The organism is Larkinella harenae, assembly GCF_054780515.1.
The window spans coordinates 127,252-139,337 of record NZ_BAAGWE010000001.1 but is presented as its reverse complement, the minus strand read 5'-3'; the positions used below and the strand labels follow the sequence as shown (position 1 = coordinate 139,337).

Below are 12,086 nucleotides of genomic sequence, written 5' to 3'. Positions count from 1 at the left end.
CGCCGATTCAGCTATTAGAACCGCTCCAACACCCGCTCGATACCGCTGAGGTATCCCGTTCCAAACAGATTCAGATGAACCAGGAGCGGATACAGATTATAGATTTGTATTCGCTCCTGGAAGCCTTCTTCCAGCGGAAACGCTTCGTCGTAGGCGGCATAAAACCGTTCGTCAAATCCGCCAAACAGGGTTGTAAATGCCAGTTCGGCTTCGCGCAAACCGTAATGAACCGCCGGATCGACCAGCGCGACATCGCCGTTTTCATTTACCATTACGTTACCCGACCACAAATCGCCGTGCACCAGCGCCGGTCGTTCAATCGGTAACAAATCGGGCAGTCGCTGGTATAATTTTTGAAATTTATCGTACAGCTCTTTTGAAAGAAGTCCTTTGTAAAGTGCTCTTCCGGCCAGCGGCTGGAATCGCTGTTCGATGTAAAAGGTAATGGCGTTGTCGGTTAATGCATTGCTTTGCGGCAGCGATCCGATGTAATTATCGAAGCTAAGGCCGAATTTCGGCTGCGTGTGTGAATGTAGTAACGCCAGGGACTGGCCGAATGATTCCCAGTAATCGCTTTTTGGCACAACGGGGTCGATGTATTCCAATACCAGATAGGTTTTTTCATGGTATTTTCCGTACCCCATTACTTCAGGAATATAGATGGATTCAGCCGACCGGAGTAGCTCCAGCCCCCGGGCTTCGCAACTGAACATATCGACGCTGTCTTCCAGGTTCCATTTGACGAAGTATAAGCCTTCCGACGAAAAAACCTGTGCCGCCGTGTTGACACTACCTCCCGTCAGGAAACGGGCTTCCAGCACTTCGACCGAACGGCCCAGCGTTTGAAAAAATACGCCTTCAAAAAAATCAAACTGTTCTTCTCCCAGCCACATGCTGTTTACGGTTTTCGGTTGCCTTGGTTTTCGGTTTCGATTTACAGTTGGTACTTTTGTCAACCCCAACCCGCTATGAATACCCAAATACAACACCTTTACGAACTGGCCCAACGCCCGGAACGCCGAATCATCGGGCTAATGTCAGGCACTTCAATGGACGGCCTCGATGTGGCTTTGTGCCGCATTCAGGGCAGTGGTCCGCAGACCAGCGTAGCCCTGACGCACTTCGAAACCGTCTCGTATACCGACGACCTGAAGGCGGAAATACGGAAAGTTTTTGCCAAAAAAGAAATTGATTTTCAACATCTGTGTTTGCTCAACGCCTGGATTGGGCGTATTCACGGCCAGATGGTCACGGATTGCCTGAACCACTGGGACCTCAAAACCACCGATGTAGACCTCGTTGCCAGCCACGGGCAGACGGTTTTTCACGCGCCCAAAAGCCAGCACGGACTCGATTCGTTTCCGAACGCAACCCTCCAGATTGGGGATGGCGACCACGTGGCCGTCACCACGGGTATTATTACGCTCAGTGACTTTCGCCAGAAACACATTGCCAAAGGGGGCGAAGGCGCTCCACTGGCGGTTTATGGCGATTATTTCATCTTCTCGAAGAAAGGTGAAAACCGGCTGATGCTCAACATGGGCGGTATTGCCAATTTTACCTATTTGCCCGGCACCCTGAATGCCGAAGAAGTTTTTACGACCGACACCGGCCCCGGCAACACCCTCATCGACGCTTTTGTCCGGCAGCTTTTCAACCAGCCTTACGATGCCGACGGCCGGATTGCCGCGCGGGGCACGATCAACCAGGAACTCCTGACCCAGCTAAAACAGGAAGCGTTTTTCGCGGCTCCGTTCCCCAAAACCACCGGCCCGGAAGTTTTCAATACCGAATATGTTCGCCGGGCGCAGCAACGAAGTCAGACCACCGAAGGATTAGCACCTGAAGATCTGATTGCCACCCTGACGCGTTTCAGCGCCGAAACAATCGCCGAGGCCGTCCGCCAGGTGATCCGGCCCGACGATGCCTACACCGTTTACTGGAGCGGGGGCGGTATGCACAATCCGGTGCTAACCGGCGCGATCCGGGAATTGCTGCCTGGTTTTGCGTTTGCTAATACCGACGAGCTGGGAATTTCCGGCGATGCCAAAGAAGCCGTTTTGTTTGCGGTTCTGGCGAACGAAGCCGTTGCGGGCGGCCACACGTCCTTCGGCAATCGTCAGGGCGTTCCGACGGTAACGATGGGCAAAGTTTCGTTTCCGAATTAAAACCGTTGAACGTTATTCTTCCGTTTCCCAAGCGTACCAATCATGAACGACATCATCATCATCGGAGGAGGTATTGTAGGACTGGCCACTGCCCTGCAAATCAAGCGGCAACGCCCCAACCTTTCCGTCACCATTCTGGAAAAAGAAAACCGACTGGCGGCCCATCAGACTGGTCACAACAGCGGGGTCATTCACTCCGGCCTGTATTATAAACCGGGGAGCCTGAAAGCCACCAACTGCATTCGCGGCTACTGGATGTTGCTGGAATTCTGCGAGCAGGAAAGTGTTCCCTACGAGCTGTGCGGAAAGATTGTTGTGGCGACAAAGCCGGAAGAAGTCCCGCTGTTGAACAATTTGCACGAACGGGGTCAGCAGAACGGACTGGAAGGGCTGAAAAAGCTAAGCCAGGCCGAAATGAACGAAATCGAACCGCACGTTCGGGGCGTTGCAGGCATGTGGGTTCCGCAAACGGGCATCATCGATTACGTGCAGGTCTGCGAAAAATACGCCGAAAAATTCCGTGAGCTGGGCGGAGAGATCCGGCTGGGCGAGCAAGTGGCGCAAATCACACCGGGCAACACGCTGTCGGTTGTTGTAACCGATAGAGCTACTTATGAAACTAAATTAGTGATCAACTGCGCGGGTCTGTATTCCGATAAAATGGCCCAGCTGACTCAGCGCCAGCCCATCGATCTGCGAATTATCCCATTCCGGGGAGAATACTTCAAAATCCGTCCCGAAAAACAACACCTTGTTCGGAATCTCATTTATCCGGTTCCCGATCCGAACTTTCCCTTTCTGGGCGTCCACTTTACCCGCATGATTCACGGCGGTATTGAAGCGGGTCCTAATGCCGTCCTGGCTTTTCAGCGCGAAGGTTACCGCAAATCAGACATCAACCTGAAAGAGTTATTCGAGACGTTGAGCTGGTCTGGTTTTCAAAAGGTTGCCGCCAAATACTGGGAAACGGGCCTGGGCGAAATGTACCGTTCTTTTTCCAAATCGGCTTTCACCAAAGCGCTGCAAGAGTTGATTCCCGCTATTCAGGAAGCCGATTTGGTGGAGGGCGGTTCGGGCGTTCGGGCGCAAGCCTGCGACCGCCGGGGTGGCCTGCTCGATGATTTTGCCATCCTGGAAACCGAGCGGGCAATCAACGTCTGCAACGCCCCTTCTCCAGCCGCTACTTCGTCGTTATCGATCGGTCTAACCGTATCCGAAAAAGCCTTGAGCCGCTTCTAAACGAACTGACTACTTAAAAATTTCTTAGAAACGTAACTAATTGATTAGAAAAAACTTAAAAGTAGAAATAATCCAAAAACCAATTCGTTATCTTTCAAAATTGCTTCGTAACTTGCAGAGCTTAAGCTTTTATCCCAAAATATTATTTTCTCATTACCAAATCACATGAAAAATATCCTGTTTGCTATTGCCCTCGTAACTGTTATTTCCTCGTGTTCGAGCAAGAAGCGTTTAGCTGAATTGCAGACCGTTCACGATAAAATGAAACTGGAATTGGAAGATTGTGCCAAAAAGACCGCCAGCCTTCAAAGCTCGCTCGGAACCAAAGAAGCGGAACTGACGACCAAGAACGGCCAGATCACGGACCTGCAAGGCCAGTTGGATTACATGAAAAAAACCAACACCAATCTGCTGGATCGGATGGCCGACCTGTCGATTGTGAGCAAAGCTGGTGCTGAAAGCATCCGCAAGTCGCTGGAAACCCTTTCAAACGTATCTTCTTCGGCCCAACGGAGAGATTCAATCAACTTGCTGCTGGTGAAAAACCTGAAGCGCTCCCTGTCTGACATCAACGATAGCGATGTTCAGGTTGAAGTGAAAAAAGGCGTTGTTTACGTTTCGATCTCGGACAAACTGCTGTTCCCCTCGGCCAGCTACGCGCTGAACAAGCAAGCGAACACGGTATTGGGTAAAGTAGCCCAGGTTATCAACGACCACCGCAATCTGGACGTGCTGGTTGAAGGCCACACGGATGTTTACCCCATTTCGACGCAATTCCTGAAAGACAACTGGGATTTGAGCGTAATGCGCGCTACTTCAGTAGTTCGGTTGCTGCAAACCGAATTTGGCGTAGCGCCGTCCCGCTTAACGGCTGGTGGTCGCTCGGAGTTTATCCCGAAAGAAGACAACACCACCGAAGTAGGCCGTCAGGCTAACCGCCGGACCGAAATCGTGCTGCTGCCGAAATTGGACGAATTCTTCAACCTGCTGACGGAGAAGAATTAAGATCTGGCAAAAAGAGCCTTCAAAAGCGGTCGGTGAGAAATCTCTCACCGACCGCTTTTTTATACCCCAATGGTAAAACCGGTTTCAAAAAAACCGTTCGGTTCAACCCGTTGAATGGCTTCTTTCTGCTCAAAGGGAACGGGCGTTCCTTCGCGATCAGCATAGCCCAGCCAGGGTTCGATGCAGACAAACGACGCGCCCGGCTTGGCCCAAATCCCGAGGTACGGAAAAGCCGGAAAGCTGACCGTTACGGCATGGTCGTGGTTGCGGCTCCGAATTGCCACACTCCGCGAATCCAGCTCTTTAAACACCAGCGCATCCTGGTTGAACAAATCGTTGGTCAACGGTAATTGATTGCCGACCGTTAATACCGGCTCGGTTTCGCCCGTAAAGAAGCCCTTAGGCGATAACAGATGCCGCTCCAGCGTTTCCTCTTTCTGGAATTCCAGGTAATAATCTTCGTATGCTTCGCCGGGTAAAAACGGAACGGCAAAAGCCGGGTGCGCGCCCACCGAAAAAAACAGCGGTTTTGCTTCGGGGTTAATGACCCGGTAAATGATGGTCAGCACTTGATTATCAATTCGGTATTCAATCTGAAATTCAAACTGATACGGAAAAGCGGCAACGGTTTTCTCATTTGCACGCAGGGAAAAAACTGCTTTTGTCGGTGTAGCCTCCAGGACTGCAAATTCGGACTGGCGGGCAAATCCGTGCCGCTCCATCGGATACGGTTTTTCGTCGACAATGATCTGATTATCGAGCGTACCGCCGACCACCGGAAACAAGTTGGGCGCGTGCCAGCCCCAAACCGACGGATCAGCCTGCCAGAGATGCTCAATACCCGTCTGCTTGTTATAAAGAGACGTTAGTTCGGCCCCCTTCGACCGAATAGTTACCTTGATAAATTCGTTTTCGAGTGTTGTCATAATGGCAAATGGTTGCAGCAACTTAATGACAAAAATGAACAGAATGCCGTAACTTTGGGCAAAATTTTACCGCATGGCTCCACAACGCAATCGGGCGCTGACGTTCATCTTCATCACCATTCTAATTGATTGTACCGGAATTGGCGTTATCGCTCCCATCGTTCCCCGGCTAATTGAAGAACTGACGGGCGGTAATTTAAGCGATGCATCGCAATACGGCGGCTGGCTTACCTTCTCGTACGCCATCATGCAGTTTGTCTTCTCTCCCATTCTGGGCGGCTTGAGTGATCGTTTCGGCCGAAGGCCCGTTTTGCTGATTTCGCTTTTCGGACTGGGTCTGGATTATGTATTCTGCGTTTTTGCGCCCACCATCGCCTGGCTGTTTGTAGCCCGATTCATCGCCGGTATTTGCGGAGCCTCTTTCACCACGGCATCCGCTTACATTGCCGACGTAAGTCCGCCGGAAAAACGGGCGCAGAATTTCGGATTGGTTGGTGCGGCTTTTGGATTAGGTTTCATTGTTGGCCCCATCGTTGGCGGTATTTTCAGTCAGTATGGAAGTCGCGTTCCTTTCATGATTTCGGCGGGGCTTTCGTTGCTTAATTTCATGTACGGCTATTTTATCCTACCCGAATCGCTTTCACCGGAGAACCGGCGCGCTTTCAACTGGAAACGGGCCAATCCCATTGGTTCGCTGGCCGGATTGAAACGCTATCCGGCTATTGTGGGTCTGGTTGGTTCCATGGTGCTGCTCTACATTGCCGGTCAGGCCCCTCAATCGATCTGGACGTATTATACCATTGAGAAGTTTCACTGGAACGAAGCCTGGGTTGGCTACTCACTCGGCTTTATCGGACTTACCGTGGCTATTGTGCAGGGCGGGGTCATTCGGGTGGCCATCCCGAAACTAGGGCAGAAGCGAGCGGTTTTTACCGGATTAGCGTGTTACACGATTGGCTTTACGCTGTTTGCCTTTGCCAGCCAGGGCTGGATGATGTTTGTGTTTATGATTCCGTATGCGCTGGGCGGTTTGGCCGGACCTGCTGTACAGAGTTTAATTTCGACCCAGGTTCCCGCCAACGAACAGGGTGAATTACAGGGCGCGTTGACCAGTCTTGCCAGCATGACCTCCATTGTGGGGCCTTTACTAATGACCAATCTGTTTGCGTATTTTACCAAACCCGAAGCGCCCGTCTATTTTCCGGGGGCGCCCTTTCTGGTGGGTGCGGTCATGACGCTCACCAGCGCTTTTTTAGTAGCCAAGGCGCTGGGAAAGCACCCGATCACCGTGGCTCCCAAACCGGAAGAATCAACCCCAGGGCGTTGACATCGTACACGGTCCCTTTTTACTCCTCGCAGGGTACGTAAAAGTACCTGTTTTTACAAAACCGTAAATTCCCTCTAAAAAAACGGATCCCAATCTGCCAACTTTGTAACGTCGAAAGACAAACAACAACAACTACTGAACAACAAAGAACAACAACAAGTACTACATGGAACAGCAAGCCTGGGCAGCATGGTGGACTCCCTCAGACACCCGCTTTTATCGCCAGGACGTTCATCCGTACGTACTGAAACACTTATCGCCGTTTGCGGTAATGGACAAAACGGTTTTCGTGCCGCTATGCGGCCGATCGCTCGACCTGGTGTATTTCAGTCAGTTTGCGGACCGCGTCGTGGGGGTAGAGCCTACTGAGAGCCTCATTCTGCAATTTTTTACGGAAAATGGGCTGGCGTATGAAAAAATTGGGAAGCGGTACATTTCGAACAATCTGACCATCTTTTGCGATGATTTGTTCGCACTAACGCCCGGTGAAGTCGGCGAGATTGACCTCGTTTATGACCGTGCTTCGTTGGTTGCGTTACCGCTTCCCTTGCGGGTGGGATACCTGCAAAAAATGGAAGAACTGACTGCGCCCGGTACGCAGTACTTTTTGACAACGCTGGAATACGCACCGGCAATGGATTCGGCCCCGTTCAGCGTTGTTCCGGAAGAAGTGTACGGTTACTTCCCCAATTACCTCATCCGGCACGTTGAAAATCCGGCTGTATCACACCACCACATGACGGGGCGGCATTTCCGACTCGATTACCTGAAAGAACACGGTTTCATGATGCAGAAGCTTCACGATGCTTCGCTGCTGGAACCGGCGACCCACCGTACGTACGAATTTTCGTACTAGTTATTGAAACTGGCGATTGATCTCAGTCAGCAGGTACCCTTTCGGATCGTTGAAGTACTCCCAGAACATCACGCCCGCCATGCCCTTTTTTCGGGCATACCGGCATTTATACCGGATTGACTCCTCGTCATCGTATGTGATAAAGAATTTCGTTTCAGGCTGGAATAAGTAGGGTGCCTTGGCTTTACGATCCCAGTAACGGACAAAAGCTGGATTCGTCAACAGACTATCTTTAATAAAGGTATAGCCACCGACGCGGTTGGTTTTCACCGCCTGGCGCGGAACCTCCTTGTGGTTATCGGTGGTAAGCTCCCAGCCACGGCCATAAAAAGCCATGCCCAGCACCAGTTTCTCCGCCGGAACACCCGCTTCCCGGTACAATTCCACCGCCCGGTCGCCCGACGGCTCGTTTTCAACCCCGCCCGGCGGGAATAAATTCGTGTGATGCCCGACCTTCGGACCACTGACGTAGAAATCATACGACATCACATTGATGAAATCGAGGTATTGCTGCGCTTTGCCCATTTCGGTGTGCGTAAAAATCTCCTTAAAACCCGGCAACGCTGTTGTAACCAAATACGTTTTACCAGTTTGCTGCTTCAGCCCATCCAATTGCTCGCGCAGCGCTTTAAACATCAGGGTGAAGTTCTGTTTGTCCTCAGGCCGAAACACATTGTCTTCGCCTTTCATGCCGGGATATTCCCAGTCGATATCAACACCGTCGAGGTTGTATTGCCGCACAATGTCAGCCGCCGACGTTGCAAACGCCAGCCGCGATGTATCACCTAAAACCGCATCGGAGAAGTTTTCGCTCCACGCCCAACCGCCGATTGAGATCAGGATTTTCAGTTCCGGATTACGCATCTTCAGCTCGTTCAGCTTTCGAAAATTGGTAGAATCCGTCGCCAGATTGTGGAGCCAGGCACGGTTATTCTTCACATCTACAAAGGCATAATTAATGTGTGTCAGTTTTTCCGCCATGATTTTATCCGTGTCCACTAACCCGCGGAAACCGCCAACGTACGCCAGCACAATAGGTTTTGGAACTTTACGGAAAGATGCGCCAAGGCACAACACAACCATGAATACCAGCAGGAATCGAAAAGCAAACGTTTTAAGCATATCTGTTGAATTGAACCGTATGCTGTAAAGATGCCAAAAATCGTTTAAACCTTTCTTAGTGACAGGCATATTTATCCAACACATATAGCAAGCAAACTTTAAAACATTTCCGACACTATAAGCTCATAATCAACCAATTACAGAAATTAGATATTAAAATACTTAATTTATAGGATAAATAGTTTACTATTTCGTTGATATTTTCAATAATACCCTTTTTCTTTGGGTCAGATTATCGGTTCATCTATGACCAAGCTTATGAATACGCTGTTAATCCATCTACCGATTTCCCATCTGAGACCTTCTCACATCTGCCGTTGTTGTTGCCGCTAAGGCATACATCTTTCTTCTCTTTTATTCCTTTTTACAGGATTACTACCATTCCGGTCGGGAGGATCGGAATGCGGGGATTTTTGTCCCTCTTCCAATATTTGATAATAATCAGACAATAAGACACCTATTGCCTTATGAGATCTTTTGCCCCATTCCGTTTCAACAACGGTTTAACGGATGAACAACGTCATTTTTTTGAGCAGAATGGTATTATACAGTTCAAACAGTTCGTTGAAAAAGACACAGTAGCACTGTTTCTGCGGGAAATCCAGAACGTGCAGCGCCAATTGATTGATAATGACATTAAAAAAGTAAACGGTATTCCGCTCAAATTCGGGCTGGACGAAACGGGCCGTACCCTGATCCAGCGCCTGGCGTTTACATCGCAATACAGCCGTGTGCTGAGTGAATTTCTGAAAGACCCCCGCTTCCAGCTTTTACTGGAACTGCTTGGTCCTTACGACGGGCGAATCGGCGAAAATGAAAAAGACGGGTTAGTGGTCAATCACTATGTCAACTCGCCTTACAGCCAGTTCAAGCAATTGGGATGGCATACCGATAGTCCGCGCGATCTGTTCCTGGGTTCGCGCATTCAGCCGATGCTGAACGTTGGGCTTCACCTCGACGATTGCCCCATCGAAAACGGTGGCTTGCGCGTACTGGCTGGCACCCATAAGCAGGGTTTGCTGGGCTTGTTCTTCAAAAAGAAATACTTCATCGACAACGAACCGGACCCGAACGAAGTTGGCTTTGCTATTGAAGCGGGCGATTTAACCATCCACGACGGTCGGCTTTGGCACCGGGTTCAGCAGTCGCCGGTTGTGGGCGCACAAAGTCGGCGTCGGGTGATGTATATTCCGTTTATCACGGGAGCTTATCAACCCAAACACGCCGATAGTCCAACGCCTTTTTACCACAAACTGGCGGGGTTGAAGCAAAAAAAGGAAGCATTCCGGAACGAACCCAGCGAAAAGTTCGCGTTGAAAAACCTGAGCTGGAGCCGTCTGCTGGGATAAACTGGCCATAAAACCGTCAGGTTCGGCGGGCTATTTAGCCAAACCTGACGGTTTTCTTTTTCATCACCACGAATCTGCATTACTATGCCATCTGCTTTCATTACGGGTGCTGCCAAAGGCATCGGAAAAGCCATCGCCGGAGAGTTAGCCCGGTTGAAATACGACCTATTTCTGATCGATCTGGATGAGTATGAGCTCCTGCGAACAGCCCGGCAGTTGGAGAAACAATACGGCATCTTTACCTATACGCTGGTGCTGGATCTGGCGCAGCCGGGTGTCGCACAAACCATCCAAACCTGGTACGAACAATTCCGGAGTGATTTGGAGATTGTGGTCAACAACGCCGGTTTTGGCCTGAACGGTTCGTTTGAGCAATTACCTATTGCCGAACAGCTCGACCTGATCAACGTCAACATCAAGGCGCTGGTTGAAATTTCGTATGCTTTTATCCCGATTTTGAAACGGCAACCCAAGGCGTATTTACTGAATGTAGGCAGTACAACAGCCTACCAAACTGTACCGTATGTTTCCATTTATGCGGCTTCCAAAGCTTTTGTGGTGTCTTTCACGCGCGGTTTGCGACACGAGCTCCGAAATTCTGCTTTGTCGGTCAGTTGTTTAAGTCCGGGCAGCACCGACACGGATTTTGTCAATCGGGCCCGCATGGGAGAATCCATTAAGAAAACAGCCGCCAAAGTGAACATGCAACCGGAAGCTGTCGCCCAAATTGCCGTCAAAGGTTTATTGAAAGGACAAGCCGAAATTATTCCCGGCTTTATCAATCAGCTCGGCGCGTTCCTGCCGCGCGTAGTCCCCAAAGGCTTTGTGGAAAAAGTGGTCGGCGACATTTACGAGCCACGCTAACAATTATACCCGAATGAACAGTTTCTTTTGGTACATCCAATACAGAATATACCAGAAAACCAGCAGCGCTACGCCCCCGCTTGCCAGCGGTTCATAAGGTCCAAATTGCTCAAAAACCGTTTGGCCCAAGTGCGTTTTGAACGTATCAATGATGAAATGATCGATCAGGTGGACCAGGCAGTAAATAGCAATGGAGTTCATGCCGATGACAACGAACGGGAACGCCCAGCCGCGCCATTGGCGTACGTCGATCAGGTAATAGAAGATGAATAACAGGATGAAACACCAGCCCCCGCTGAACAATACCCAGCCGGGTGACCAGATGCGCTTGATCGACGGACTGATTTCGGTAACGGTCAGCAGCCAGCCTGCTGCCAACCCAACAACTCCGGCGATCAAAAACCGTTTCAGAATCTCGTAAGACGGCAAACCAGCCCGCAGCCAGCGCCCCGCCTGAAGCCCCAGAATCATGGTCCCGAGCGTCGGAATGAAACTCAGCGTAGCATAACCGCCACCGTTGTAAAGAAACGTCTTAGCGCGTGGAAACAGATTCAAGAACCAGGTATCGAACGCCCACGCCAGGTTACTATTTTTGTTAAAATGAGCCGCCAGACCAGTTTTGTGGTAAGGCCAGTCGGCCGGAACGCCCACGGCTTCGTAGGAAAAATCGGGGCCGGGCAACGGATACAGCACAAAAGCCAGCCAATAGCCAACGACAATAGCACCAAAGGCGATCCAGGTAGCCCGGACGGACCGGAACCCGAGCAAAAACAGGAAGGGATACCCCAGACCAATCTGAGTCAGCGTATCTTCGAATGTAAAGTTCGTTTGTTCTCGTCCTACCGACCGAAGGAAAATGCCCAGCAGAATCAAAATCAACGACCGGCGCAGCGTTTGCAGAAACATCGTACCAAACGGGTCTTCTTTGGTAAGCCGGCTGGCAATGGAATAGGGTAACGCAACGCCTACCAGAAATGAAAAAGATGGTTGGATCAGGTCGTGCAGCGTACAGCCAAACCATTGGACGTGGTCTTGGTGATGGGCCATAAACCGCCAAAAGGAACTATCGGGCAGCGCATCCGAAATCCGGCCGTAGTGAAGGATTTCGGCGGCCATTAAAAACATAACAAAGCCACGGTAGGCGTCCATCGACATGAGTCGACCCGCGCGGAATTCAGGTATTGCAGTAGCCAAAATAAGTTAGGATGGGTTAGGAAACTGCAAGAAAAG

Annotated in this window: 10 protein-coding genes and 1 pseudogene; 7 read left to right on the top strand and 4 right to left on the bottom strand. The window is 50.5% G+C overall.

Annotated features, from left to right (window positions below):
• Positions 1–14 precede the first annotated feature (14 nt).
• A complete protein-coding gene (locus tag ACYVH9_RS00580) occupies positions 15–893 on the bottom strand; it encodes a fructosamine kinase family protein (RefSeq protein ID WP_460634341.1) in 879 nt (292 codons plus the stop codon).
• Between the two features lie 75 nt (positions 894–968).
• Here ACYVH9_RS00580 and ACYVH9_RS00575 point away from each other — a divergent pair, with 75 nt between their 5' ends.
• The 3 genes from ACYVH9_RS00575 (at position 969) to ACYVH9_RS00565 (ending at position 4,412) form a co-directional block, all read left to right on the top strand.
• Entirely contained in the window at positions 969–2,168 is a 1,200-nt protein-coding gene (locus ACYVH9_RS00575; RefSeq protein WP_460634340.1) for an anhydro-N-acetylmuramic acid kinase, read from the top strand.
• Between the two features lie 42 nt (positions 2,169–2,210).
• A complete protein-coding gene (lhgO, locus tag ACYVH9_RS00570) occupies positions 2,211–3,407 on the top strand; it encodes an L-2-hydroxyglutarate oxidase (RefSeq protein WP_460634339.1) in 1,197 nt (398 codons plus the stop codon).
• A gap of 165 nt (positions 3,408–3,572) precedes the next feature.
• Positions 3,573–4,412, top strand: coding sequence for an OmpA/MotB family protein (locus ACYVH9_RS00565; protein ID WP_460634338.1), 840 nt, complete (start codon positions 3,573–3,575; stop codon positions 4,410–4,412).
• A 59-nt stretch (positions 4,413–4,471) separates the two neighbouring features.
• Here the strand turns inward: ACYVH9_RS00565 and ACYVH9_RS00560 are convergent, their stop codons facing one another.
• A complete protein-coding gene (locus tag ACYVH9_RS00560; RefSeq protein WP_460634337.1) occupies positions 4,472–5,338 on the bottom strand; it encodes an aldose 1-epimerase family protein in 867 nt (288 codons plus the stop codon).
• A gap of 67 nt (positions 5,339–5,405) precedes the next feature.
• Between ACYVH9_RS00560 and ACYVH9_RS00555 the strand changes: the two are divergent.
• Both ACYVH9_RS00555 and ACYVH9_RS00550 read left to right on the top strand, forming a co-directional pair.
• A pseudogene (locus ACYVH9_RS00555) lies at positions 5,406–6,665 on the top strand (TCR/Tet family MFS transporter); the annotation flags it as partial.
• A gap of 166 nt (positions 6,666–6,831) precedes the next feature.
• Positions 6,832–7,521 carry a class I SAM-dependent methyltransferase gene (locus ACYVH9_RS00550; RefSeq protein ID WP_460634336.1) on the top strand — a complete coding sequence of 230 codons (690 nt, stop codon included), beginning with the start codon at positions 6,832–6,834 and terminating at the stop codon, positions 7,519–7,521.
• On the opposite strand, the gene ACYVH9_RS00545 is transcribed toward ACYVH9_RS00550, so the two are convergent.
• Entirely contained in the window at positions 7,522–8,643 is a 1,122-nt protein-coding gene (locus ACYVH9_RS00545) for a glycoside hydrolase family 18 protein (RefSeq protein WP_460634335.1), read from the bottom strand. It abuts the gene before it with no gap.
• A 467-nt stretch (positions 8,644–9,110) separates the two neighbouring features.
• Here ACYVH9_RS00545 and ACYVH9_RS00540 point away from each other — a divergent pair, with 467 nt between their 5' ends.
• Positions 9,111–9,992 (top strand): phytanoyl-CoA dioxygenase family protein, encoded by an 882-nt coding sequence (locus ACYVH9_RS00540; protein ID WP_460634334.1) that lies wholly within the window; start codon positions 9,111–9,113, stop codon positions 9,990–9,992.
• 84 nt (positions 9,993–10,076) lie between these two features.
• Entirely contained in the window at positions 10,077–10,856 is a 780-nt protein-coding gene (locus ACYVH9_RS00535; protein WP_460634333.1) for an SDR family NAD(P)-dependent oxidoreductase, read from the top strand.
• A gap of 3 nt (positions 10,857–10,859) precedes the next feature.
• On the opposite strand, the gene ACYVH9_RS00530 is transcribed toward ACYVH9_RS00535, so the two are convergent.
• The gene (locus tag ACYVH9_RS00530) at positions 10,860–12,050 is read right to left on the bottom strand and encodes an acyltransferase family protein (RefSeq protein WP_460634332.1); all 1,191 of its coding nucleotides are present in this window, start codon (positions 12,048–12,050) and stop codon (positions 10,860–10,862) included.
• Between the last annotated feature and the right edge of the window lie 36 nt (positions 12,051–12,086).

Coding starts and splice junctions, on each gene's coding strand:
- ACYVH9_RS00580 (WP_460634341.1), bottom strand. CDS start 893: ATGTGGCTGGGAGAAGAACAGTTTGATTTTTTTGAAGGCGTATTTTTT.
- ACYVH9_RS00575 (WP_460634340.1), top strand. CDS start 969: ATGAATACCCAAATACAACACCTTTACGAACTGGCCCAACGCCCGGAA.
- lhgO (WP_460634339.1), top strand. CDS start 2,211: ATGAACGACATCATCATCATCGGAGGAGGTATTGTAGGACTGGCCACT.
- ACYVH9_RS00565 (WP_460634338.1), top strand. CDS start 3,573: ATGAAAAATATCCTGTTTGCTATTGCCCTCGTAACTGTTATTTCCTCG.
- ACYVH9_RS00560 (WP_460634337.1), bottom strand. CDS start 5,338: ATGACAACACTCGAAAACGAATTTATCAAGGTAACTATTCGGTCGAAG.
- ACYVH9_RS00550 (WP_460634336.1), top strand. CDS start 6,832: ATGGAACAGCAAGCCTGGGCAGCATGGTGGACTCCCTCAGACACCCGC.
- ACYVH9_RS00545 (WP_460634335.1), bottom strand. CDS start 8,643: ATGCTTAAAACGTTTGCTTTTCGATTCCTGCTGGTATTCATGGTTGTG.
- ACYVH9_RS00540 (WP_460634334.1), top strand. CDS start 9,111: ATGAGATCTTTTGCCCCATTCCGTTTCAACAACGGTTTAACGGATGAA.
- ACYVH9_RS00535 (WP_460634333.1), top strand. CDS start 10,077: ATGCCATCTGCTTTCATTACGGGTGCTGCCAAAGGCATCGGAAAAGCC.